This window comes from Epilithonimonas lactis (assembly GCF_900110605.1).
GTDB lineage: Bacteria > Bacteroidota > Bacteroidia > Flavobacteriales > Weeksellaceae > Epilithonimonas > Epilithonimonas lactis.
Map to the genome: position 1 here is coordinate 700,741 of NZ_FOFI01000002.1, position 25,487 is coordinate 726,227.

Below are 25,487 nucleotides of genomic sequence, written 5' to 3' on the forward strand. Positions count from 1 at the left end.
TGGTAAAATCATCTACTTTTGCTAAAAATATATAGCATTATGATGTTATCAGCATTCTGGCCGGTTTACCAATTCCTTTGGACAATCTATTTCTTCACAATGATGATTTGTGGATTTTGGTGTATTTTGATGTTCTTCGGATTCATCGTACCACTTTGGTTAACAGAAGGTGTTGCGGAATATTTTGGGAAGATCAACAAGAACTTCGACCCGGAAAAGATCAGATACAAAAAGCTTTATGAGCAAGAAGGTGTAGAGGTGATCTACCAAAGACCTGCAGGTGAAAAACCAGTGAGCCACGGTCACCACCATTAATTTGGCAATTTTCTTTTCGTGAGAGATTGCACTCAAAGCGAAACAATATATATTAAATCCATTCTTTTTTAAGAGTGGATTTTTTCTTTTTAACCACAAAAGCACAAAGGAATTTCACAAAGAACACTATAAATATCCATTTACTAAAATTAGCCTTGTGAACCTTGTGCAAAAACTTTGTGTCTTTGTGGTTTACAAAAATCATAGTAAAATCAAACTCTCTTTTTTGAATCTCGAGTCATTATTCTTGCCTCTTTTTTCTTGATTCTTAATTCCGTATCTTTGCACTTTAAAAATTTAATATGTCCAAGTCATTAATTCCAAAACTGGAAGCGATAAAACAACGATATAATGAGGTTGCAGATCTTATCATCCAACCAGATGTGATCACTGACCAAAAAAGATATTCCACACTGAACAAAGAATACAGCGATCTGGGAAAGATCGTGAAAGTATTTGATGAATATAAAGGTGCACTAGACACGATTGCAGAATCCGATGAGATCATTGCCGACGGTTCTGACAAAGAATTCGTAGAAATGGCAAAGCAGGAGAAGTACGAAGCGATGGATAAGTTGCCTGAATATGAGGAGCAGCTTAAATTCCTACTGATTCCGAAGGATCCAACCGACGACAAAAATGTAATCGTGGAACTTCGTGCAGGAACTGGTGGTGATGAGGCGGCCATCTTCGTGGAAGATGTTTACAGAGCTTACGCGATGTATTTCAAAACGAAAGGTTGGAAACACGAGATCACCGATTCCAGCGAATCTACCAAAGGTTACAAAGAATTAATTCTAAGGATTGAAGGTGACGGCGTTTACGGCATTATGAAATTTGAATCCGGCGTTCACCGTGTTCAACGTGTTCCGGAAACCGAATCTCAAGGTCGTGTTCATACATCCGCAATCACAATTGCCGTTTTGCCAGAAGCTGAAGAAATTGATTTTGAACTAAATCCGGCAGACATCGAAATGCAGACTTCACGTTCTGGAGGAGCTGGTGGACAAAACGTAAACAAGGTTGAGACGAAAGTACAGTTGACGCACAAACCATCTGGTATGGTCGTGGTTTGTCAGCAAGCGCGTTCTCAGTTGGCAAACAGAGAGTTAGCAATGGAAATGCTTCGTACGAAGTTATACGATATCGAGGTTCAAAAATCTGTCGGTGATATTGCAGCACAACGTAAATCGATGGTTTCCACCGGTGACCGTTCTGCAAAGATCAAAACGTACAACTATCCGCAAGGAAGGGTGACGGATCACAGGATCAACAAATCGATGTACAACCTGGATGCTTATATGAACGGCGATATTTCTGAGATGATCGATGCTGTGATCATGGCAGAGAATGCTGAGAAATTAAAAGGAGAAGAAGAGGGGATTTCTTAAATATTCTCAATTCACATAAAATAAAAAGACTGCAATTTGCAGTCTTTTCTATTTTACCTTATCAATTCCTCTCAGTCCGTTAAATTGAATGCCGTATTTCCAATTGCAATAGGCGAAGAATTGATACATTCGGTATTCGAATTCAAATCCATAGTTTTCTTTTGGGTCGTAATCGATGGCGACTTCGTAAAAATTTCGGTTGGCGCCGGAATAGAATCTGGAATTCCATTCGGTGACCAAAATTGTGTTTCGGGATTTCAGGCTAGCTTCCGTGAACATGGATCTAGGCTGCGCTCTTGATGCTACAAAGGTCTCATATTCACCATCGAAAACGGTGACTTCCCACTCATCGGCAGAATCGGTCTTTTTCTGAGTAGCGATGGTTGGTTTTTGATCTTCTGCTATTGGTTTTGAACTTGTAGCGCAAGACCAGATGAAGGCTGAAATGATGGCGAGGACGATGAGGTTTTTCATTTTGTTATATTTTTTATTTTCTCACTGATTTTGTAAATCTTTATTTGGAAAATTTTTTCAAGATCTAAGATGGTCTAAGTTACATAAGTTATTTTAAAGTTGGTTTCGAAACGTAGAATCTTTCGCAGCCCGAGCTGAATGGAGCTCATTTTTTTGTGAGGGAAAAGCATTGGCAAAAAATAGCGGGAATGGAGCGCGGAAAAGCTGCCCAAAAAATCTTGTCATGTTGCTTAAACAAAAAACCGTTCCAAAGATTGAAACGGTTTGTATTATTTTGATATCGTATTGATCAAATCAAGGTGTTGGGTCTTTTTGCAAGACTACAAAAGCCGGGAAGTGATCGGAATATCCGCCTGTAAACTGGTCGCCATTCCAAGAACGGAAAGGATAACCTTTGTAGTTGCCTTCTTTGTTGACCAAGTAGGCCGGCGCAAAGATCTCAGCCTTGAAAACAGTATAATCTTTTCTCACTTCTTTGTTTGGCGAATGTAGATTGGCAGAAACAATGATCTGATCGAATAAGTTTGGTGCATCCTGATAAGCCAAAGATGCTACGCCGTTTTTATATAGCGGGTACATCAGATTAAGATAAGGTGTAGTTTCTGACAGGTCTTTTGGATTCCCTGCTGCTTTCAAATATGTTTTCAAACTTGGACTGATGGGATCATCGTTGAAATCTCCCATGGCAAACATTTTTGTTGATGGGTCCAATGCTTGTACGCTGTCCATTTCTTTTTTAAGGATTGTAGCGGCTGCATTACGTTTTGGAAGTGAAGCTGCTTCTCCACCTCTTCTGGATGGCCAGTGATTTAGGAAAAATGCCACTTTTTCATTGTCTAGGAAACCAGTTAGTACCACAATGTCTCTCGTGTATTCTCTTCTGCCGTCGCTACCGAAGATCTTTATTTCTTTTTTCCAGGATTTGGATGGTGTGAATCTTCTTTTTTGATAGATGAAACCAACGTCTATTCCTCTATAGTCATAAGAATTGAAATGTACTACGCCGTAATCATACTTTGCAATAGCTGGTTCTTTCACAAGGTCTTCCATTACCTGGCGATTTTCTACCTCGATCAAACCTACGACAACAGGAGCTGTATTGGTGTAAGCTTTTCCCATTTCTGAGATCACTTTTGCTTCATTTTCAAGCTTTTGCTTGTAGATCTTGTAGTTGTAATTTTTACCACTTTTCGGGGTAAACTCTTCAGACCCACCTTGGATCCTCACTACTTTTTTACCTTTGAGAGCTTCATCATTCCAAGGTCCTGCGTAATCCTTTTCTGTAACTTCTAGATATTTTATAGAATCCAAAGGCACACTTCTGTGGAATGCAGGGTTGGTGATATCTTTGGTTCCATCTATATAATCAGCAGAACGGACAGTGTCCCATAGATTTTCAACATTCAGAAATCCCACGGTAGCTGCACGCACTTGTCTTTTTTGCTGTGCAGATAATAAGGAGATGCTAAAAATAGCTATCGAGCATAAAATATGTTTCATAAATAGATTTTATTATTTTTTTATAGTCTTACGGTATTACAGAAAACTCTGACAATATTTGAGTTTTCCAAAAATTACAGCGATTACATAAATAAAATATGTAAGGCTACAAAAGTAATTTTTTTTGGAACGTTGGAAAATAAAATTTTAATGTTTTTGAAAATTGATAATGACGTTGCAAATAATTGACAATTTGTTAAAATAAATAAAATGTTAAAAAGTTTTAATATTAGAAAATTTATTTACATTTGCGTTCCGTGCGTAACGGACTGTATATTAGAAAAAAAGAGCAAACAAAACCTAATTGATTTATGATTAAAAAACTATCATTAATCTCCTTATTTACAATGCTTCCAGCATCATTTTACTATGCACAAACTACGGTTTTTGCATACTTGAAAGATGCCGATGGGAAACCCGTTGAGAAAGCACAAATTGATCTAAAAGGAGAAGGTAATGGTGTTTCGGCAGACAAAATTGGATATTTCCAGTTTGTGGATCTGAAGACCGGACATTATCAGATCGTGGTAACCAAACCAAATTTCGAGACCAAAACTTTGGAATTTGACATTACCACAGAAAAGAGAAAAGACTTAGGGGTGATTACCCTTTATTCTTCATTAAGTGGAGCTGACCAAGGGCTTGCAATCCTTGACAACGGCGATGATGAAGGAGGCGGCCAATCTTCAACAGTAGGTCTATTGCAATCGTCTCAGGATGTTTTCAACAGAATTGCAAGTTTTGATCTTGGCGCTTATTGGTTTAGACCAAGAGGTGTAGACGGAAGAACTTCCGAAAACATGTTGAACGGTGTTTCTATGGTAAAGTCTGATAATGGAAATGTAGATTTTTCTAACTGGGGAGGACTTAATGAAATCGTAAGATACCCGGAGATCGCTGCAAACCACGCACCTTCTGAGTATGCTTTTGGTGGTGCTACAGGCGTGATCTACAAAAATACTAGAGCCAGCGAATACAGAAAAGGATTCCAGGCCGTATATTCTATCACCAACAGAAACTACAGACAAAGAGTTTCTTTGAGATATTCTTCCGGAATGTCAAAAAGTGGATGGGCTTTCACCTTGATGGGTGCTAAAAGATGGGCCGAAGAAGGAATCCAAGAAGGAACTTTCTATGATGCTTACGGAACTTACCTAGGTGTTGAGAAAAAATTCAGTGACAGTCATACAATGACTTTCAATGCTTTTGCTTCTCCTTACAGAAGATCGACTGCAAGTCCTAGTACACAGGAAGTATTTGACTACAGAGGTGTACATTACAATTCCTATTGGGGATGGCAAGATGGCGAGAAGAGAAGCGAAAGAGTTAGAAAAGGTTTCCAGCCGATCTTGCAATTGCAGGATTTTTGGAAAATCAATAAAAAATCAAATCTTTGGACATCTGTATCTTACCAATTTGGAAAAGACAAAGGATCTAGATTAGACTGGCAAAGTGTTCCAAACCCTTCTCCTACCTATTATAGAAACTTACCAAGTTATTTCGGATCATTGAATCCTGATGCTTTCACATGGGATCCTGCTAGCGGCAGTTATCTTGCAGCGGGTGACGCCTACCAAAGCTCCAAAACCGCTTGGGAAAATGGAGATCCAAATGTAACTCAGATCAACTGGAACAGACTGTATGCTGCAAACATTGGTCAAGATCCTATCAATCAGTATGGTGTGATTGGTAAGAGAGCATTGTATTATATGGTAAATGATGTAAGCGATGATAAGATCTGGAACGCTGCCACACATTATACTTACAACTTTACAGATAAGGCAAAGTTCATGTTGAACGTTTCTTATCAGAACTACAGATCAGAACTTTACAGAGAGGTTAATGATTTGCTTGGAGCAGATTTTGTGCTGAATAGAGATCCTTTTGCAGCAACCAATAATCCTGGTACTTCTGCATTATATAACGAAGGCGAAGCTAACGTAGCCAAAAAAGAAGGAGACAGATTATTATACAATTACATCTTTAGAAGACAAGAAGTAAAAGTGAATCCTGGTTTCAAATTCTCAGAAGGTAAATTTGATGTTTTCGTATCCGCACTTGCAGGTTACTCAAATTCTAGTAGAGAAGGATTGTTCAAGCACTATCTTTATCCAGATTCTTTCGGAAAAAGTAAGGATTATGATTTCTGGAACTTCGGTTTGAAAGGTCAAATCATCTATAAGATCAACGGAAGAAACTTCTTGGTTTACAACGGTAGTTATTTTTCTCAAGCACCTTTCTTAGAAGATCTTTTCATCAATCCTAGACTTAATGCATCGGTTGCGCCTAACATTAAAAATACGGTTGTTAACGCAAATGACTTGAGTTATGTTATCAATACGCCTTTATATAAAATTAGAGCGTCTGTATTTTTAATTGATACTCAAAATGAAACGAATGTACAAAGATATTTCGCCGATGGAATTCAATTTGATCAATCTCTAACAGGTTCAACGGACAGTAATACAGGAGGGCAATATATTCAAAGTGCCTTTTTGACACAGGTGATGTCCAACGTAGAGAAGAGAAACATGGGTGCAGAACTTGGTGTTGACTTTAAAGTGTTGCCAACCTTATCTTTTCAAGGTGTTGCCAGCTACGGACAATACACGTATCGCAATGATCCGAATGTTTACTTTGCATCGGATGCAATCGGTGTTTTCGGAAACGGGCAGTCATTTGTAAATTTCGGAAAATCAAACCTTAAAAATTACAAACAAGGAGGGACGCCTCAGATGGCATTCTCTGCAGGATTGAGATACAGTTCTCCAAAGTACTGGTGGGTTGGAGCAAACTGGAATTATCTGGACAACAATTATCTAGATCCTTCCGCATTGCTTAGATCTCAAAGTTTCGTACAGAACAACAATACAGGTACGCCTTACGCAAACGTAAATGATGAGGAGCTAAGAAGACTTTTGGCGCCAAATAAACTTCCAGCAGCATACTTCATCAACGCCAACGTTGGGAAGTCTTGGATCTTTGGAAAATATTATCTACTGATCTCTGCGAGTGTAAATAATATCTTTGATAATACCAAATACATCACAGGAGGTTTTGAACAGACTAGAAACGTTAAGTTTGATGGCTTCCAGGAAGATTTCAATAGAAGTCAAACGCTTTTCGGTCCTAAGTATTGGTATACACAAGGACGTTCCTATTTCGTGAATTTACAAGTAAGATTTTAAAAATTAAAATAATGAAAACATATACAACAATCAAGACATTGGTTTTCGCTGCAATCGTTGCAACAACCTTTAATTCGTGCGTCAAAGATGATGACTGGAGCGCACCAGAAATTCTGTGTAACAACAGATTTGCTGACCCAACCACAACTATGGCCGCATTTGCAGCATTAGCACCTGCTGCAACTACTGGTAATACTTACAAAGTTCCTGTGGACGGAGCACCGGTGATATTTGATGCTTATGTCGTTTCTTCTGATGAGAATGGTAACTTTTACAAGACGATCTCATTCCAAGATAGTCCAGTGAATCCTACGGTAGGATTGTCGCTAGAAGTTGATAAGGCTTCTAACTATGCTGATTTTCCAGTAGGATCTCATATCAGGATCAAAGCCAACGGATTGGTACTAGGATGGGATAGAGGTACAAGAAAGATCGGATCTGTTGACCCGGCTTATGCTATTGGTAGAATTCCAAGTATTCTTTTAACGAGATATCTATCAGGAGTTTGTAACGGTAACAATAGACTTGACATTGCAACACTTGTTCCTACCAAACTAGCTTCACTAAAAGACGCAAGTGCAGAGAAATATTTGAATACACTAGTTTCAGTGGATAATGTACAGTTTGCTAAGGGCGAAGTTGAACCAATCAATAAAACTTTCATCAACTATATCGCTGGTGTAGGACAAGATACTGATAGAGCTATCATTGATAAAACAGGAGAATCTTCCATTATCAGAAACTCTGGCTTCTCAACATTTGGATCTAAATTGTTACCAAAAGAATCTGGAGAGCTTACATTTGTTGTGAGTAGATACAACAGCGGATTCCAAATGCTTATCAGAAGTTTGACTGATATTAATTTCACAAAAAACAGATTTGCTACGGGTATCGTTGGAGGTTCAGCTATTTCTTTCTCAGGATCTTTCACAGAAAACTTTGAATCTTATCCAGCTAATACATCTGCACCATTTTTCAATAATTTCCCGAAATATATCAATTATGCAGAACTAGGGAATAGATATTGGGAAATCAGATCTTTCAACAGTAACAAGTACATTCAGCTTTCTGCGAATGCAGCGAGTGGAAGCATTCACACTTATTATATAGTGCCGGTAGATTTCACAGCAGCAAGCACATTTGCGTTCAGAGTCAATGTTGGTTTCTACAACGGAGATGCCTTGAAGGTTTATACCACCAATAACTACACTGCAGGATCTGATATCTCAACTGCGACTTTGACAGATATTACGTCAAGCTTTACAGTTCCTAAAACACCTGCTTCAGGCTATGGAACTTTAGCACCAGCAGGGACTTATAATATTCCAGCAGCTCTTACAGGCAACGGATTCATTATCTTCAAATATGAAGGTGCAAATCCTGGAGTTACAACAACTGTCCAAATTGATGACATCGTTGTAAACTAAAATTAGCTTACAATTAATAATAAAAAAAGACCGCAACTTGCGGTCTTTTTTTGTTTTAGAATATCCCAGAATTCTGCGTTTTCATTTTCCGCCAGAGCTTCCTTCCAAAAAACAAGACCAAAACAATTAATGCAATAGCCAAGATAAAAGCGATCACGGGCAAAAAGATAGAGAGAATGGACATCAGTCCTGCACCTGCAGTTTCCGTAGTAGCCACGAGGTTATTTCCAATCCCACCAGTTGTAGCCGTTGACGCTGCTCGAGTTCCGGCGAATCCTGATGCAATCGTCGCTGCCGTTCCACCTCCAGCGATCAGCGCCAAAGCCCATTGTGGAAAGGTTCCCAATTCCATGAACTGACTGGCGAACAAAACCGAGCCTGCAAGAGTTGCCAAAGGAATGGATAAAGTATCAAGGAAATTGTCAACCACTGGAATGTAATAAGCAAGAATCTCGATCAAAGTTGCTACGCCAGTCGTAATCAGCGTCGGCAAGCCAGAAAGCCATTCGAAGTTATCGCCCATTGGGATCCAGCCCATGTACGAGGCAAGACTTACAGCAAATAAGGGTAAGAAAACACGGAAACCAGAGGCCGCAGCCAATCCAATTCCGATAAAAGTACTGAGTAAATAAGGTAAGATCTCTGACATTTGTAATTTTGTTTGAGATTAAAATTACAAATAAAAACAAATGCAAACTCAGAATTTTGTTGAATCTAATTTCTATTTAAGATTCAGATTTCTTTTTGCAGAGATTCAAAAATTGGCTTTCAACTACGGAAAAGTTATCAGGCATCTCCTTGGAAGCCCAGAAGATCATCACAATGGATTTTTCTTTAAAAGCTTCGAGGTATGTTGTTTTGTTTAGTCGGTAAGATTCTCGTAGCAAGCGTTTTATGCGATTTCTGTCCACTGCTTTTTTAAAAAATTTCTTACCTACCGAAACACCAACTCTGTGATTTGGGACAGAAAAACTGTCATTGGATTTAACATGAATGACACGGATATTGTCCACAGTCAGCCACTTACCTTTCTTAAAAAGATGGTCGATCTCTGATTTTCTTTTCAGTTTTTCGTGAGTGGGGAAACTGTTTATTTTCATCGGAAAATTACTCTTTTCCAGTTAAATAATTAATGACTTCCGCAGCGGCATACAACCCAAAGATCGCAGGAATAAAGCTGATCGTTCCGTAGAAAGAACGTTTGAAATTCGTTCCATCTGTCATTTTCAGGCTTTCTTCATCTTGAAGTTCTGTGGAGAAAACACAACGAAAACCTTTGTCGATCTTCTCTTTCTTTAGGCGTTTTCTCACTTGTCTCGCAAGCAGGCAATTGTTGGTTTTATGAATATCGCGCACCATCACTTTGCTCGGGTCAGACTTTCCGCCAGCGCCCATAGATGACACCAATTTTGTCTTAGTTCTTCGGCAAGCGATGATCAAAGCGATCTTCGGCGTCAAAGAATCAATGCAGTCCAGAACATAATCGAATTTTTCTGATTTGATGAGTTCATTCATTCTTTCCGGCTCCAGGAATTCATTAAGTTTTGTCAGATCAAGTTTTGGATTGATGTCCATCAAACGGTCACCAACCAACTCTACTTTGTGCTGTCCAATCGTAGAATGAAGCGCGGGCAATTGACGATTGATATTAGTAATATCCACAACATCACCATCAACGATCACCATTTTTCCAACACCAGCTCTTGCCAAAAATTCTGCCGCAAAAGAGCCAACGCCACCCAAACCAACTACCAAAACTTTCGCGTTTTGAAGTTTTTCAATTCCTTCTTCTTTAATTAGCAATTCGGTGCGTTCCAGCCAAAATTTATCCATTCCGTACGATATTATCTAAGTTTTCCCACATTTGATCTCTCAGGTTTTCCAGTGTGATGGATTTGATTTCGGCCACTTTTTCATAAAGCTTATTGATTTTAAAATCAGCATCATCTGTTTCCAGAAACAATCTTTGGATGGGAAGGTTTTTAATTATTTTTTGCAAAGATAAGTTTTCTAGGGTTGCTCTTCCAAAACTCAAGTGAAAGCCTGCATCCAGAAGTTCCTGTGCCACATTTTCTTTTTTATTAAAACCATGGATCACCAAAGACACTTTGGCTGTTTTGTAATGTAAAATCTGCGAAAATCGTCGCACGCAATGGATGATGATCGGTTTGTGGATTTCCTCTGCCCAATGGATGTGTGCTTTAAAGATGTCGTTTTGAAGATTTTCATCAATGTTAATAATGCCGTCCAACCCGCATTCGCCGATGGCCAAACACTTTTCTGAGAGCGAAACCGTTTTGATCTTTTCAAAGTCAGATTTCCAGTTTTCCGTGATGTCTTTCGGATGCAAGCCTGCAGAGAATTTCCCAGCTGGAATTTCTTCGTTGAGATTCAAATTGTAAATCCCAGTTTTGCTAAGTTGATGATGATGAAAATCCAAAAAACCCATAGTCAAAGATAAGAATTGCTTGTATTTTTTTAAACGCAAAGTCCACAAAGATTTTTTTTTAATTATTGAAAATATTTTAAGGTTCGCAAGGGCGCTTACGCTCAGTTAAGATTTCTAAAGCCACAGAGTGGCAGCCAGTTGGTGGAAACAAGAAAATACAACGAGCAAAGCTCCGGAGGAGCGACCTATTGGATAAACAATACAACCTTAATTTTTTTTTGATTTTGAATCTGCTTCCTCTCGAATGACAAAATCTCATTTGATGGTGAATGGTGAGACGTTGCGAAGCGCAGCCCGACTTATCTCTGACGTTTTATTTTTTACTTGAATCGATGAACCGCTTCGCTAGGTTTGAACGGAAATCCTTTTTTGCTTGAACGATGGTTATGTTTAAAGACAAATCGTCTACAAAAGAGATTGACCTCGTCGAACCACTTCGTTAGGTTTGTAGTAGAAGGCAGATAAAGCTGCCCACCTCTTATAATCAACGATAATTTGTAATCTATTGTAATTATTCAAAATAAATGTTAAATTTACATTCTATCGTAGAAACAGATGAAGAAAAAATTTACTGATAAACAGATAAAGATCCTGGATGTTGCAGAGGAATTGATTGCCAAAAAAGGCTTCGATGGTACTTCTGTGCGCGATATCTGTACCAAGGCGAACATCAACGTGGCGATGATCTCGTACTATTTCGGTTCCAAGGAAAAGATGATGTCTTATCTATATCAGTACCGCGTGCAGCGGACAAAGGAGAGTTTTTCTGAGTTTGCACAGACAATCAAAGAAGGCAAACCAGAAATGCAGATGAAGGAGATCATCAACTATATCGTATCGCTGCTTTTCAAGTACAGCTATTTCCACGGATTTGTGACTCAGGAAATCAGAACACAAGATAATGTCAAAGATGATCTGCTTGAGTTTTATCAGATCTGTGTAGCAAGGATAGATGATATTGTGAAAAAAGGAATTGTGTCTGGTGTTTTCCACAATGCGCCAAAGTCGGAAGATGTTTTGACGATGATCATCGGTTCTACACTTTTTGTCATTAGAAATAGAAATTTCTACGAACTTTATATTCCCGCAACAAACGAGGCACAATACATGAAAGAGGCAGAACAGAAACTGAGAAGCAGTATTCTTCTAAGTGTTTTTGCACTGTTGGATTACGACACAGATTAATTTTTCGAAGCTATTTTCAAGGCTTCATTGATATAAAATTCAACTTCTGCTGGCCGGTTTTTGGAATCCTTTTTACCACCATCTTTGTTTCCAAGTCTTACGATGATCAAATCATATTCAGGAACTACGATCACATATTGTCCATAAAGTCCACGCAGGTAATAATGATGGATCGCAGAATCATAGTTGGTCCAGACGCCCAAACCATAAACACCATTTGAATGTTCTGTAGGCGTGATCATTTGGTGAACAAAGTTTTCATCGATCAAAGGTATATTTTCAAATTTCCCATTGTTAAGAAGCAGCGAACCCAGCTTGGCAAAGTCACGAGCGTTGGACTGTATGCAACAAAATGATTTTTCCACGCCAAGATTATCTGTTGACCATTCTGCATTCTGTTCCATCCCGAGAGGTTTCCATAGTTTTGCCGAAGCGTAAGTAGCAAGCGGCATTCCCACAGCCTTTCCTACAGCAAATCCCAAAAGTTGTGTTGCGCCACTTTGGTATTCAAATTTTTCTCCCGGATTTTGTTTTAATTTTTTCTGGAACACAACATCAGCCAAAGAGAATCCATAATAGGCGGCAGCGTTTGGTGAAAAAGGATCTTTGTAATCTTCTTTCCAATTCAGGCCAGCTTCCATAGATGCAAGATTTCCCAAGGTCAAATTCTTACCAAATTCCTTCTCCGAAAAATCTGGATAGAGATCCGAGAATTTTTGATCGATCCCGCTGATCTTGCCATCATCGATTGCTTTTCCTAATAGTAAAACGCTGACAGTTTTTGCCATAGAGAAAGAGTTGCTGGCCGTGTTCTTTTTATATCCATCCCAATAATGCTCCTGCAAAAGTTTCCCGTGCTGGATTACCAAGAAGGAAACCGATTCCGTCTCTTTCAGATGTTTTTCCAATTCTGGCGACAATTTTTTTTTATTATAATTAATGTCTGCAGGCCAAGGTTTTGGGTTGCCTCTGGAAATTTTATTGGATGAAAAATAGTGTCCATCATCAATTGTTGAACTGGATTCTCCTCTGAGATAGGTCAATCTAATGCCGCGAAAGAGATAATTGTAACCTGAAATATAAATGGTCAGGATGATACCGGCAATCAGTAAAAGAAATATATTCAAAGGCTTTTTCAACATCGCAAAATACTTTAATGTAAAAATAAATTTATTTTACTCAAATATCGATAAATTTGTTTGGAATGATTTTCGATTTTTTCCTGATCTTATGAATGATGATTTAAAAAAACAGCAACTTCGCAATCACAAAATGCTGGCTACAGGATTATTTATCTTGATGGCAGTTGTCTTTGTGGCAATGACAATTTTACAAAAGCAAAATCCTTCGCATTGGATCGGTTACATTCGGGCTTTTTCCGAAGCAGCGATGGTTGGGGCTTTGGCAGATTGGTTTGCTGTGACAGCGCTTTTCAATTATCCTTTGGGAATCAAAATTCCACACACTAATTTGATCGAGAATTCTAAAGAGAAGATTGGCGACAACTTGGGAAATTTCGTGGTGGAAAATTTTCTTTCGCCTCAAAATATCAGGCCTTATATTCAAAAACTAAAAGTTTCGGTTTACGCTGGCGAATGGCTTTCAAAAGAGAGAAATCAAACTGTTTTGATCAATGAATTGTCATCCATTTTAATTAATATCATCAACAAGTTGGATGATGAAGCAGTCGTGAAATTCATTACGAACAAAGCCGAGGAGATGGCGGATTCCATCAAGCTCAATTCAATCATCGGAAACGGGATCGAATATATCCTTAATAAAAACGACCATCAAAGATTGATCACGGGACTTAGTTCTCAGATCAAAAATTACATTCTGGAAAATCAGCAACTGGTTACAGAACGCGTGGAAAGGGAAAGTTTCTTCTTCATTCCAAAATCGGTGGATTCCAAAATATCAGAAAAGATCACCAAAGGTCTGAGTGATTATTTCAGAGAAGTGGAAGAGGATTTAAAACATCCTTTGAGAACGGAAATCACAAACAAGATTTTCGAATTTTCAAAAGAACTAAAAGAAGAACCAAAGTGGGAATCGGAATTTGAAACCATAAAATCTGAGTTTCTGCAAGGCGAAAAACTGAATCAATATTCCAATGACATCTGGCAATCTTTAAAATCATCTTTAATAACAGAATTGACGGATCAAGACTCCAAACTCAAATCTTACATCAAAAAGAATCTGGACGAGTTCGTGTCTAATCTTCAAAACGATGAGCAATTCCAAAACCGAATTGATAGCTGGGTGCGATTGACCGCTTACAAATACATTCTGAAAAACACCAAAGGTTTCGGCGAGTTGATCAGCACAACTGTTGGGAATTGGGAAGGAAAAGAACTCAGCAGAAAGCTAGAATTGGAAGTAGGGAAAGACCTTCAGTTTATCCGGATCAACGGAACTATCGTTGGTGGTCTGGTTGGATTGATCATTTATACAGTTGCACATTTTATATAAAAAAAGCCTCCAAATTAGGAGGCTTTTAATTTTTATTTCTGTTCAAGAATTTTCTCGATGATTTTATGTGTAATCATATAAGTTGGTTTCACACCGGTCAATCCAAGTCCGCCGGAAGATAGTGTACTTCCCGTTTCCAAAGGATTATCCGAAGCGTAATAAGCGTACATCACGAATAGATCAGGAGAAATGTGATGACGGATTTTGCTCGCTACCTGAATGGCTTTCTGGTAATGCGCGCCTTCCATTTCTAGTCCGATCGCTTTCCAAGACGTGGTCATAAAGTAAGACAAAATATCTTTGTTTTGAAGCGATGTTCCCAAAACGGTCACCATTGGCCCTTCAAAAGCTTTCACTTCATCATCTACAAAGTCTTCCAGTTTCAAAGCATTCTCGAATGTATAATTGTCTGCCGTTCCTTCGAAGATGTGAGACGTCGGAATCATAATGTCGCCTTTTCCGCCAGTCAAGATTCCGGCTTTTCCCATAATGGAAACAGATTTTACTTTCATCATATAAACTTCGCCGTTGACTTCGTAAGGTCTAAGCAATTCGTCCATCACCTCAAAAGCCTGTTCTCCAAAAGCGTAATCGAAAACCAAGATCACATCGTCACCTTTGAATTTCTGTCCCGCGAAAACCGAATTTTTAAGTTCAGTCTTAGCAAGGTCGATGATCTGAACATCGATATTACTTCCGCTGTGATCATCGATGTAGATCATTCCTTCTTTCAAGGCGTGGTCTAGAACTTTGGTTTGAAGGTCTTTTTTATTACTAATGTCTGCAAACAGTTTGTAATCAACTTCTTTCGTTCCTTTTTTACTTAGTGCATCGTTGGCAAAAAGCATATTCTTCACTGAGTGCATATTCGCACTGATGATGTGAAGTGGTCTCATGTGAAGATTATTCTCTACTAAAACCTGCTTGATCTTGTTTGCCCATTTCTCTCCGAAAAGGTGGTGGCCAACTCTTTCTTGTAATATTGATGAAAAATAGATCTCTCTTTCACTCACCTCTTTCCAATCGGTCAAACTCACTTGTCCTAACCAATAGATGATCTTGAACAAACGGTCAGGATTGTTGTCATCGCCGAAGCTGTTATAAGCGTTCAGAGTTTCATCAAAGGTCCTTCCCAAGAAAGAAGAAAGATGGATCAATGCCACTTCTTTTTCTTTTCGGCTGTGTTTTTTCTCGCCTTTCGCAACCTCTTCAATGATTTTCCAGATGCGTCTTGGTCGTCCATCTTCGCTTAGGTCAAAACCGATGTTTCTGATTTTGTCAGCTTCAAGATATAAGAAGGTAAGGTGAGTTAGAATATCGTAGATCTCAGAACGTCCCAATAGAACTTCGATGTTCATTTGGTGTTCGTCAATTCTGTAGCAATTTCTACGTCTTTTCTTTGGAACGATTGGTTCGAAGCTTCCTTTATCAAAACCTTCGTCAGAAGTTAAATGAATGAAAGAACATTCCTCGATGCCTTCCGGAAGACGGTCAAGAACATAAAGTAAACCGTCCAGCTCTATCTTGTTGGGAATGCTCATACTTCCGTAGATCTCGGGATTGATGACCATTAAGAGTTTTCTTAATGACTCGCCCGAAACACCTGAAGGTTTGAAAAATCCTCTGTAAAATAAGTGTCGCATAGACACATATAATCTTTCGATAGCCTCTGTGGTTTCTCTTGCTCTTGAATTTGCCATATATTAAAATTTTTATAAAAGTCTGCGAAGTTACGAAATTTAATTTAAATAATTAATTTATTGATTTTCAGATGTTTGATTATGTACTTTGTAAATCTGCAATCGGTCTTAAAATTAATATTTCTCCCTAATACTGAGAAAGGATTCTTAAAATAAATTTTATTCATATTTCAGTAACAATAATAAAACACGATTCTTTTTATTTTTAATTTAATCAGTATTAATTTTAAAGGGGTCTTTTTCAAAATAGAATTTAAATTATGTTAAAGAGTGTTTAAAATTTCAGGGGTAAATTAATTTTGATTTAATTTTTTTGTAAATTTGCCACGTTTAAAAAAACAAACTTTTATGTCAACACTAAGATTTAAAGCTCTGGCAGAACTTCCGTTCAGAAATTACAGACAAGACAACGCGATCGATGTTCCGTCAAAATTGTCGGAATTGTTTTGCCAAAACGTTTTCTCAGAAGAAACAATGAGAGAATATTTGACAAAAGAAGCATTCAACTCTATTTTGGATGCCATTAGAAAAGGTGCAAAGATCCAAAGACATATTGCCGACCAGGTTGCAGTTGCAATGAAAGATTGGGCAATGTCCAAAGGTGCCACTCATTATACACACTGGTTTCAGCCATTGACAGGTTCTACTGCAGAAAAACACGATTCATTTTTCACGCCGATCGAAGGTGGAAGAGCGATCGAGAGATTCAGCGGTGCATTATTGATCCAACAGGAGCCGGACGCTTCTTCTTTCCCAAATGGTGGAATCAGAAACACGTTCGAAGCAAGAGGATATACGGCTTGGGACCCAACGTCTCCAGCTTTCATTATGGGAACTACGCTTTGTATTCCTTCTATCTTCATTTCTTACACTGGTGAGACTTTAGATTATAAAGCACCATTGTTGAGAGCATTGAACGCGGTTGACGAAGCAGCGACTGATGTTTGTAAAGCTTATTTTGATAAAAATGTAAACAAAGTTTCTCCAACATTGGGTTGGGAGCAAGAATATTTCTTGGTAGATACGGCTTTGTATCAATCTCGTCCAGATTTGGTTTTGACAGGTAAAACTTTGCTTGGACATTCTCCAGCAAAAGGTCAGCAGTTGGATGATCATTATTTTGGTTCAATTCCAACTAGAGTAATGAATTATATGAAGGAGTTGGAAATCGAATGTATGAAGTTGGGAATTCCTGTAACCACGCGTCACAACGAGGTTGCTCCAAACCAATTCGAGTTGGCGCCAATGTTTGAAGAAGCGAATGTTGCGGTTGACCATAATTCATTATTGATGGATATTATGGCGAGAATTGCGCACAAGCACCACTTCAGCATTTTGTTCCACGAAAAACCATTCGCTGGTGTGAACGGAAGTGGAAAACACAACAACTGGAGTTTAGCGACCGACACTGGCGAAAACCTTTTGAGCCCAGGAAAAAATCCTAAGAAAAACCTTCAGTTCTTGACATTCTTCGTGAATACTTTGAAAGCCGTTCACGATTATGCCGATTTATTGAGAGCATCTATCGCATCAGCAAGCAACGACCACAGATTGGGAGCCAATGAAGCGCCACCAGCAATTATTTCCGCATTCATCGGAAGTCAGTTGTTCAGAGTTTTGGAAGAATTGGAAAAAGTGACTGATGGAAAATTATCTCCAGAAGAAAAAACCGATTTGAAACTTAACGTTGTTGGAAAAATCCCTGAGATTCTTTTGGATAATACCGACAGAAACAGAACTTCACCATTTGCCTTCACTGGAAACAAATTTGAGATCCGTGCTGTTGGTTCTTCCGCAAACTGTGCCGAAGTAATGACGGTGATGAACGTGATCGCTGCAAAACAATTGAAAGTATTCAAAGGAGAAGTAGATGCGTTAATCGAGAAAGGCTTGAAAAAAGACGAAGCGATCTTCAACATACTTCGTGAGTATATCAAGGACTGCAAAAGCATCATGTTCGAAGGTGACGGATATTCCGAGGATTGGGCGGTTGAAGCTGAAAAGAGAGGTTTGAACAACTTGAAAACGACGCCTGAAGCTTTGAAGCAAGAACTTAACAAAAAGTTCGTTGACCTTTACGAAGAGTTGGGGATCTATTCTCACAGAGAGTTCGAAGCAAGAAACGAGATCAAACTAGAAAAATATTCTACAGTAATCGATATCGAAGGAAGGGTTTTGGCAGACATTGCGAGAAACCATATTATTCCTGCGGCGCTTAATTATCAAAACAGATTGATCGAGAATGTTAGAGGTCTTAAGGAGATCTTCAGCGAGAAAGAATTCAAGACTTTGGCAAAAGAGCAATTGAGCTTGATCTCTCAAATTTCTGAGAACGTTTCCCAAATCAAAGTTGGCGTAGACGATCTTCTTGAAGCAAGAGGCAAAGCGAAAAAAACATCAGGAAGCCAAGAACAGGCAGAAGCATATTGTAGCAGCGTTATTCCTTTGTTCGACGTGATTAGAGAAGGTTCTGATGCTTTGGAAATGATGGTAGATGACGAGCTTTGGCCAATGACCAAGTATAGAGAATTGTTATTTACGAGATAGACAAACTCGAAAACGTTAAAGTATCTTAACTAAAAATAAAAGCGCAAAGTCTAAATAAAGGCTTTGCGCTTTGTTTTTCTTTAACATTCCGCGTAAGACTGTTAAAATATGTTAAACCGAAGAGATGCCAGTTTGAATTGGGAGACCCTTCCAAGAGTAATGGCTAAATTTGCTATGCAATCACAAAAAACCTACTCAAGTTTAACAAATAATTAAATATATATGAAGAAAAGAGTTCTAGTTTATTTCTTATTTGTAGCCACATTCTTTTCACTGCAATCTTGCGTTTCCAACTATGTGGTTTCTAATACACAAACATACAAAAGCGATGCCAAGTTTGCATCCGTAAATGTTAAACCAGTTACCAATAATTCTAACAACAACAAAGGTCAACAAGTCTTAGCAGCAATCGCTAATACCAACGACGTGATCAAAAGATCGGCCATAGAAAATGCCATCAGACACAGCAACACCATCGATAACATCCTATCCGAAGCTGAAAGTTACCTAGGAACTCCTTACAGATACGGAGGGACTTCCAGAAGCGGAATAGATTGTTCAGCGTTCGTGTTGTCCGTATTTGGAGCAGCAGCTGGCATGGATCTTCCAAGAGTTGCAGCAGACCAGTCACAGGAAGGCGATTCTGTAGACAGAAGCGAATTACAGAAAGGAGATTTGGTATTCTTCTCACATGGCAGAAGGATCTCACACGTTGGGATCGTAGAAGAGGTAACAGCAGACGGACAGATCAAATTCATCCACGCTGCAACATCAAAAGGCGTCATGGTTTCATCATTGGATGACAACTATTGGGGACCAAAATTCAGATTCGCTAAGCGAGTTGTAAGAGAAGACAGATTAAGTGTATTAAATAATTAGAGAGACTGAAAATATTCAGAAAAAACCTCAGAATCCATTTCTGAGGTTTTTTATTTTATAAACTCAAAAGAATATTTGTACAAGACCTCTCCAACTCTCCAACCCTCCAACTCACCTTTAGGAGCTATTTCCCGCTATCCGCTATTACTCCTCGCGCCATCGCTTTTCCCATCGCCTGCTGTGGGGTAACCGCTACTATCGGGGCTATGGGTTTCGTTAGTTAAATATTGCTTTGTCAATCATTACAACACTTCGACTGATCTCAGTTGTGGCAATGTGATAGCATAGTTTTACTAAATGTGTCAGACTGAGCGAAGTCGAATCCTTTATTTTAGTCAATGATCATATCCTCGATCTTAGCTTGTACTTCTGGACTTTTCAATCTCAGAATGAGAAAGTATAACTCCGGGAAATTTTGAGAGATCTGGTTCCAGGTTTGATTCAGCTCAGAAATATTCTCAATACCTTGGAAAAGACTGCCCAAAAAGTGCGATTTTCTCTGGATCAAACCTCGGAATCCATAAGCGCCCAAAACCTGCAAAAATCGCATCATTTTCATCCAATTGAAAGATTCCTTCAAAGCTTCTCTATCAGTCTCATTTTCCCAGAATGATAAATAATACGCCAGCATTTCTTCTTTGAAATCAGTCGGAAAATTGGCCTTCGCCTGGTAAAGGAACGAGATTACATCGTAACCAGCTGGTCCTTCCATAGCAGATTGATAATCAATGAAAAAAACCTCATCATCGTTGTCCTCCAAAATATTCCTGGACTGGAAATCCCGAATCATCAAAACCTTCGGCTCCAATTGCTGGATAACCTTCGATATTCGCTTGAATTCCTTTAGCAACGTCGATTTATGATATTCGATTTCCAAAACATCGATCAAGAAATTTTTGAAGTAATATAGATCATGCGTGATTGGCAGGTCATCATAACTTTCATATTCGAAACTATTTCGGAAATCTACCTTCCCTAAAGTCTTGGCCTGCAATTCATAAAGTGCTTTCAAACTTTTCTTTACCAGATTTTTCACACGTTCAGATAAACCTTCTTGCGCAATCACTTCAGATAAGGTCTGACTTCCAAGAAATTCCTGAACGTACAGGTCTCTTTCTTCATTGATCAGCAAAACCTTTGGTGTATTGAGATCCAGCTCATTAAACAAATTTGAAAAATAAAAAAATGCTTCATTCTCAAGATTGTTTTCGTTGTAGGTCACCACATATTTTTTTCCTTCAGAAGAAGCGATGTAATTGATCCTTGACGATCCACTTTGCGGAAGAGCGGTGAATGAATCGGCGTTGTGGCCTAAAAAATGCTCTAAAAATTCCTGATGTTGCTGCATATGACAAAGTTAATTAATAATAGAATTTGAAACCACGAAATAATGTAATTTTGCATCGATGAAAGATTTTTTGCCGGTTCTAAAGATTTTGTTGAGATTCGTGGTGATCTATATCGTTTTTGTATTGCTTTACCAGTTGTACTTGAATGGCTATGAGAATGATGTGGTGGATCCATTCACGAGATGGGTGGCGAAACAAGTGGCTTTCCTACAAGATTTTTTCGGATTTCCAACGGTTTTGGTTGACAATCTGAAACTTCACAGTGTGCTTTTCCAGACAAATGGAGAATTCACGACGAGAATGGTGGAAGGTTGTAACGTGATCTCTGTAGCAATACTTTTCGCAGCTTTCATATTTGCTTTTTACAAAGGCGCGAAAACCTTTCTTTACGTTACAGTTGGTTTGATCATTCTTCATATTCTTAATGTTTCAAGAATTGCGCTGCTGAATATCATTTACCTACAATATCCGCAGTATGCAAAGGCTGCTCACGATTACCTCTTCCCTGCGATCATCTATGGTGGTGTGATCATTCTTTGGTTGGTTTGGATCCAGTTTTTCGCTTTAAAGAAAGTTGAAAATGCTTAGGTGGTTTTTAGTTTTGGTTGGCGTTTTCGGATTGATAGGAATCCGTGGATTGGAGGACAAGATCTTTTACGATCCGTTTTTATATTATTTCAAATCAGCTGATCATTATGCCATTTTCCCGAAGTTTGACTGGCTCAGATTGATTTTAAGTTATCTCTTCCGTTTCATTCTGAATGCCTTTTTCTCACTTTGGATCATTCATTTTTTATTTCAAAATAAAGAATGGACAAAGCAGGCTTTGGTTTTGATCATTTTGATTTTTGTAATTGTTTTCCCTATTTATCTTCTTTGCATTTACGACGAATTCCGGTTCGGATATCTGTTCTCTTTTTACATCAGACGGTTTGTGATCCAGCCTTTGACCTTGCTTCTCATTATTCCTATTTTTTACTATAGAAAAAGAACGCAAGACATTATTTCTTAAGGACATATTAAATTATTTTGAGATTCGATTTTTTCAACGATAATTAATTATATTTGAAAAAAACAACCCATGAAAACGAAACAATATTTCTATTGTCTTAGTTTTTCCCTGTTTCTTGTCAGTTGCTCAGATTATATCGATAATGCGAGAATTTACACGGAAGGAAAAATCACCACTCAAAATGGCGAAGGTGTCAGTACACCTTTGAAGATCACAAGCAGCATTTTAGTTTCCGAAGGGATTTCCAGAGCGGATGGCAGCTTTGCATTGGGAGGTCCAGCGACTGTGGATAGTGCCAATCTTTATGTCGGTCGGAAAATTTTGGGATTTTCCACGAATGTAGCGGGTTGCAGGATCAATTATGATTCGCTTTCCATCAAACTTCCGAGCGGACAAGGTTATACAAAATTTGAAAACATAATTGTAGAATGATGAGAAAATATCTATTGTTTCTAATGATCTTGGCACTTTCATTCTTCAACGCCCAAGAAAGCGTAAAGCAGAAAGCAAGGTTTTCTATCGATTTAAAAGGCAATTTGGGCATTCCCATCGGTGATAATTTTATGGCTGATGGATTGAAAACCTTTGGCGGTTATGGTTTAGGCTTTCAAGCTATTTTTGTTAAAGATTTTGGATTGGGCGGAGAGTTCAACCAAATGTTTTCGAACGTTAAAGATGTGAGTGTTTTTGGTGCTTTGCAAGATCCAAGACTGACCGATTTTTCTTTTTATCTGATCTATCTGCATTCTTTTGGAGATAGTGGTTTTGATGTAGAGGCCAAAGCTGGGATTGGAACTTTGTTTTTGAGGAGCGAATCTGTCGATTGGGGAGATCGGTTCCGGCAGTACGGAAATCAGTATATTTTGAGCGGAAAAATCCTTTACACCATATCAAAGTCTAATAATGTTCAAGTTTTCTTTGGACCCAAAATATACTTTTTTGATTCTGATATCAATTTTGAGAATAAGAAGTTGGAAAGGTATTATTCCAACGCAACAATCGTGAATCTGAACCTGGGATTTAGATTTAATTTTTAAAGATTTTCCACCGTGTGTTTGTCTGGCTGGGAAATATTTTCTCCGGTCCATTCTACTTTTTTCAAAAATTCATGTTGGCGAACAGGACAATTCGCGATTTGGCAAATGGCGCATGAAGTTGGTTTGCAGTCATCCATATGGAAGTTGAATTCCACAGTTCTGTCTGTATTTTCTGCAATCTCCTTGATCATTTCTTCCATTTGATTATGGGCCGACCTCAGCTCAAAATACCAAGGCAAAGTGATGTGCGCATCGATGTGGAGGCGACTTCCAAATTGCTGAATCTTCATATTGTGAACGTCGATCCATTCCGGTTTTCGGTTTTCATTAAGGAAATCAGCAAGTCTTCCTAGCATCGCTGGATCTGCCTCGTCCATGATCCCGCTAAGAGATTGTCTGATAATTTTGTAACCGATCGTAATAATATAAAATCCCAAAGCCAAAGCCACAACAGAATCGATCCAAACCCATTTGGTGAAGTAGACCAAAATCAAACTGACGACGACGCCTAATGTTGAAAAAGTATCGGACTGTAAATGCTTTCCGGAAGAAATTAGAACAATAGAATTCTCCGCTTTTCCTTTTTGAATTGAAATATATCCTAATACATAATTCGCAATAGCAGTCGCTGCGATGATCCAAATTCCCCAATCGATTTTGTTGAGGACTTTCCCTGTGATCAAACTGTTGGAGCCTTCATAGATGATCATCACGCCAGCGATGCTGATGAGTGAGCCTTCAATCGCTGAGGTCACGAATTCCACTTTGCCATGTCCGTACGGATGATTTTCGTCACGGGGTTTTCCACCGAGATATAAGGCGTAAAGTCCCATGAAAGCACTGATGATATTCACGATGCTTTCCATGGCGTCAGAAAAGACCGAATCTGAGTTGGTCAGTTTCCACGCCGTGATCTTACCGATAAAAAGGATGATCCCAACAGCAGCGATCCATTTCTGAAAAGCGATACTGGAATTTTGTTCTTTGCTATTTTCCATTGCTAAAAAAAGAATCTTCGAGATTTTCGAAGATTCTTTGATTTTTGTTAGTTTAAACTAAGTTGTTCGCTACTAAGTATTCTGCAATCTGAACTGCGTTTGTAGCAGCACCTTTTCGCAGATTGTCTGCCACGATCCAGAGATTGAGCGTTTTCGGTTGGGAGAGATCTCGACGAATTCTTCCTACAAAAACATCATCTTTTCCTTCAGAATATAAAGGCATCGGGTAGTGGTTATTCTTCACATCGTCCTGAAGTGTTACGCCTGGCGTTTCAGAAAGGATCTTTCTTACTTCCTCAAGGTCAAATTCATTTTCGAATTCGATGTTCACACTTTCAGAATGTCCACCTTGTACGGGAACTCTTACGGCTGTTGCTGTCAAATTGAAAGTATCGTCGCCCATGATCTTCTTAGGCTCTTTCATCAATTTGATCTCTTCTTTCGTGTAATCGTCATCAGAGAAAACATCGCAATGTGGCAATGCATTTTTGAAGATCTGATAAGGATAAACTTTCTCAGGACTTTCGCCTTTGATCTCAGCATTTAATTGATCTACGGCCGCTTTTCCTGTTCCAGTTACGGATTGGTAAGTTGAAACGACCACTCTTTTGATATCATATTTAATATTCAAAGGGTGAAGCACCATTACCAATTGGATCGTAGAACAATTTGGGTTAGCGATGATCTTGTCTTCCTTGGTCAAAACATTTGCGTTGATCTCTGGAACTACCAATTTCTTAGTTGGATCCATTCTCCAAGCCGAAGAATTGTCGATCACGACTGTTCCAACCTCAGCAAACTTAGGAGCAAATTCCAATGAAGTATCACCACCAGCAGAAAAGATGGCGATCTCGGGTTTGACTGCAATAGCGTCGTCCATGCTTACGATAGTGAATTCCTTGTCCTTGAACTTGACCTTGTTGCCAACAGATCTCTCTGATGCTACGGGAATTAATTCGGTGATAGGAAGACCTCTCTCTTCCAAAACTCTCAGCATAACTTGTCCAACCATTCCGGTTGCGCCTACTACAGCTACTTTCATTGTTTTAAATTAATTAAAATTGTTAATAATATTTATCCGAAGACTCTTGACCAAGGGAAAGCGAACACAAAAAGTGCGAGCGCTACCAATCCTAAAGACATTAGACGAATTGTTAATTTGTCAGCGGTTTTCAATTTTTTGTTGACGATGGTCATTAGCACTGCTGCGATCAACATAGAGAACGGATGTTCTACGTAAGTGAATCTCAAATCAGCGTTTTTCATGACTGAACCCATATCCAGTCCTTTGGAGAAGTTGATGATCAACATTGTAATTCCAATAAGGAATTGAACGTGAAAGAAGATCATGGTGAACAATGTCACTTTGCGCAGAGGTTTCGTAATGTTGCCACTATAGGTAAACATTGTTACCAGCAAAAGGATTAAAAATGCAGCGACCAGTGCCAGTTCCAGATAAGCGAAACCTTTGTGCGCGTGCAAAAGAATGTTGTAAACTTCCATATTCAGATTTTTGATTGACAAAGATAAAAAAATCCCGACAGAAAGCCGGGATTTGAGTTAT

24 protein-coding genes are annotated in these 25,487 nt (G+C 38.7%); 12 read left to right on the top strand and 12 right to left on the bottom strand.

The window, feature by feature from the left end; genetic code table 11:
- Positions 1-39 precede the first annotated feature (39 nt).
- Positions 40-315: a hypothetical protein gene (locus BMW39_RS08485; protein ID WP_034973808.1), complete on the top strand. Its 276-nt coding sequence runs from the start codon at positions 40-42 to the stop codon at positions 313-315.
- 302 nt (positions 316-617) lie between these two features.
- Positions 618-1,706, top strand: a complete 1,089-nt coding sequence (gene prfA / locus BMW39_RS08490; protein ID WP_034973810.1) for a peptide chain release factor 1 — start codon at positions 618-620, stop codon at positions 1,704-1,706.
- A 48-nt stretch (positions 1,707-1,754) separates the two neighbouring features.
- Here prfA and BMW39_RS08495 read toward each other — a convergent pair whose 3' ends face one another.
- Complete coding sequence (locus BMW39_RS08495; protein ID WP_034973812.1) at positions 1,755-2,180, bottom strand: DUF6146 family protein; 426 nt, start codon at positions 2,178-2,180, stop codon at positions 1,755-1,757.
- A gap of 294 nt (positions 2,181-2,474) precedes the next feature.
- Positions 2,475-3,680 (bottom strand): endonuclease/exonuclease/phosphatase family protein, encoded by a 1,206-nt coding sequence (locus BMW39_RS08500; protein ID WP_034973814.1) that lies wholly within the window; start codon positions 3,678-3,680, stop codon positions 2,475-2,477.
- A 311-nt stretch (positions 3,681-3,991) separates the two neighbouring features.
- On the opposite strand from BMW39_RS08500, the gene BMW39_RS08505 reads away from it, so the two are divergent.
- Entirely contained in the window at positions 3,992-6,868 is a 2,877-nt protein-coding gene (locus BMW39_RS08505; protein ID WP_034973816.1) for a carboxypeptidase-like regulatory domain-containing protein, read from the top strand.
- Between the two features lie 11 nt (positions 6,869-6,879).
- Positions 6,880-8,295 carry a DUF5689 domain-containing protein gene (locus tag BMW39_RS08510; RefSeq protein WP_034973818.1) on the top strand — a complete coding sequence of 472 codons (1,416 nt, stop codon included), beginning with the start codon at positions 6,880-6,882 and terminating at the stop codon, positions 8,293-8,295.
- A gap of 55 nt (positions 8,296-8,350) precedes the next feature.
- Here BMW39_RS08510 and BMW39_RS08515 read toward each other — a convergent pair whose 3' ends face one another.
- The 4 genes from BMW39_RS08515 to BMW39_RS08530 all read right to left on the bottom strand — a co-directional run bounded on the left by BMW39_RS08515 (position 8,351) and on the right by BMW39_RS08530 (position 10,744).
- Positions 8,351-8,944 carry a DUF4126 domain-containing protein gene (locus BMW39_RS08515; protein ID WP_034973820.1) on the bottom strand — a complete coding sequence of 198 codons (594 nt, stop codon included), beginning with the start codon at positions 8,942-8,944 and terminating at the stop codon, positions 8,351-8,353.
- A gap of 76 nt (positions 8,945-9,020) precedes the next feature.
- Positions 9,021-9,395 (bottom strand): ribonuclease P protein component, encoded by a 375-nt coding sequence (gene rnpA / locus BMW39_RS08520; RefSeq protein ID WP_034973822.1) that lies wholly within the window; start codon positions 9,393-9,395, stop codon positions 9,021-9,023.
- A gap of 7 nt (positions 9,396-9,402) precedes the next feature.
- Entirely contained in the window at positions 9,403-10,128 is a 726-nt protein-coding gene (locus BMW39_RS08525) for a tRNA threonylcarbamoyladenosine dehydratase (protein WP_034973824.1), read from the bottom strand.
- Positions 10,121-10,744 carry a TatD family hydrolase gene (locus BMW39_RS08530; RefSeq protein ID WP_034973826.1) on the bottom strand — a complete coding sequence of 208 codons (624 nt, stop codon included), beginning with the start codon at positions 10,742-10,744 and terminating at the stop codon, positions 10,121-10,123. The genes BMW39_RS08525 and BMW39_RS08530 overlap by 8 nt, the downstream gene beginning before the upstream one ends.
- 555 nt (positions 10,745-11,299) lie before the next feature.
- On the opposite strand from BMW39_RS08530, the gene BMW39_RS08535 reads away from it, so the two are divergent.
- Positions 11,300-11,929, top strand: a complete 630-nt coding sequence (locus BMW39_RS08535) for a TetR/AcrR family transcriptional regulator (protein ID WP_034973828.1) — start codon at positions 11,300-11,302, stop codon at positions 11,927-11,929.
- Here BMW39_RS08535 and BMW39_RS08540 read toward each other — a convergent pair.
- The gene (locus tag BMW39_RS08540) at positions 11,926-13,071 is read right to left on the bottom strand and encodes a serine hydrolase domain-containing protein (RefSeq protein WP_034973830.1); all 1,146 of its coding nucleotides are present in this window, start codon (positions 13,069-13,071) and stop codon (positions 11,926-11,928) included. The genes BMW39_RS08535 and BMW39_RS08540 overlap by 4 nt on opposite strands.
- A gap of 88 nt (positions 13,072-13,159) precedes the next feature.
- On the opposite strand from BMW39_RS08540, the gene BMW39_RS08545 reads away from it, so the two are divergent.
- Positions 13,160-14,401, top strand: a complete 1,242-nt coding sequence (locus BMW39_RS08545) for a DUF445 domain-containing protein (RefSeq protein ID WP_034974299.1) — start codon at positions 13,160-13,162, stop codon at positions 14,399-14,401.
- A 32-nt stretch (positions 14,402-14,433) separates the two neighbouring features.
- Here the strand turns inward: BMW39_RS08545 and BMW39_RS08550 are convergent, their stop codons facing one another.
- Positions 14,434-16,101: a DUF6909 family protein gene (locus BMW39_RS08550; RefSeq protein WP_034973831.1), complete on the bottom strand. Its 1,668-nt coding sequence runs from the start codon at positions 16,099-16,101 to the stop codon at positions 14,434-14,436.
- Positions 16,102-16,449: 348 nt separating this feature from the next.
- Between BMW39_RS08550 and BMW39_RS08555 the strand changes: the two genes are divergently transcribed.
- A complete protein-coding gene (locus BMW39_RS08555; protein ID WP_034973833.1) occupies positions 16,450-18,648 on the top strand; it encodes a glutamine synthetase III family protein in 2,199 nt (732 codons plus the stop codon).
- Positions 18,649-18,870: 222 nt separating this feature from the next.
- Positions 18,871-19,527 (top strand): C40 family peptidase, encoded by a 657-nt coding sequence (locus BMW39_RS08560; protein WP_034973835.1) that lies wholly within the window; start codon positions 18,871-18,873, stop codon positions 19,525-19,527.
- A 331-nt stretch (positions 19,528-19,858) separates the two neighbouring features.
- Here the strand turns inward: BMW39_RS08560 and BMW39_RS08565 are convergent, their stop codons facing one another.
- Positions 19,859-20,875 carry an aminoglycoside phosphotransferase family protein gene (locus BMW39_RS08565; RefSeq protein ID WP_034973837.1) on the bottom strand — a complete coding sequence of 339 codons (1,017 nt, stop codon included), beginning with the start codon at positions 20,873-20,875 and terminating at the stop codon, positions 19,859-19,861.
- Between the two features lie 58 nt (positions 20,876-20,933).
- Here BMW39_RS08565 and xrtF point away from each other — a divergent pair, with 58 nt between their 5' ends.
- The 4 genes from xrtF to BMW39_RS08585 all read left to right on the top strand — a co-directional run bounded on the left by xrtF (position 20,934) and on the right by BMW39_RS08585 (position 22,925).
- Positions 20,934-21,464, top strand: coding sequence for an exosortase family protein XrtF (gene xrtF / locus BMW39_RS08570; RefSeq protein WP_034973839.1), 531 nt, complete (start codon positions 20,934-20,936; stop codon positions 21,462-21,464).
- On the top strand, positions 21,451-21,888 hold the full coding sequence (locus BMW39_RS08575) for an exosortase F system-associated membrane protein (protein ID WP_446184385.1): 438 nt from the start codon (positions 21,451-21,453) through the stop codon (positions 21,886-21,888). Before xrtF ends, BMW39_RS08575 begins: the two co-directional genes overlap by 14 nt.
- Before the next feature lie 69 nt (positions 21,889-21,957).
- Complete coding sequence (locus BMW39_RS08580; protein ID WP_034973843.1) at positions 21,958-22,320, top strand: hypothetical protein; 363 nt, start codon at positions 21,958-21,960, stop codon at positions 22,318-22,320.
- Entirely contained in the window at positions 22,317-22,925 is a 609-nt protein-coding gene (locus BMW39_RS08585) for a hypothetical protein (protein ID WP_131474281.1), read from the top strand. Before BMW39_RS08580 ends, BMW39_RS08585 begins: the two co-directional genes overlap by 4 nt.
- Here the strand turns inward: BMW39_RS08585 and BMW39_RS08590 are convergent.
- From BMW39_RS08590 to BMW39_RS08600, 3 genes are read right to left on the bottom strand one after another with little or no spacing between them, the layout of a single operon-like run.
- Positions 22,922-23,923: a cation diffusion facilitator family transporter gene (locus BMW39_RS08590; protein WP_051879841.1), complete on the bottom strand. Its 1,002-nt coding sequence runs from the start codon at positions 23,921-23,923 to the stop codon at positions 22,922-22,924. The two genes, BMW39_RS08585 and BMW39_RS08590, sit on opposite strands and share 4 nt — an antisense overlap.
- 52 nt (positions 23,924-23,975) lie before the next feature.
- Positions 23,976-24,965, bottom strand: a complete 990-nt coding sequence (locus tag BMW39_RS08595) for an aspartate-semialdehyde dehydrogenase (RefSeq protein ID WP_034973846.1) — start codon at positions 24,963-24,965, stop codon at positions 23,976-23,978.
- A gap of 32 nt (positions 24,966-24,997) precedes the next feature.
- Complete coding sequence (locus tag BMW39_RS08600) at positions 24,998-25,426, bottom strand: hypothetical protein (protein ID WP_034973847.1); 429 nt, start codon at positions 25,424-25,426, stop codon at positions 24,998-25,000.
- Between the last annotated feature and the right edge of the window lie 61 nt (positions 25,427-25,487).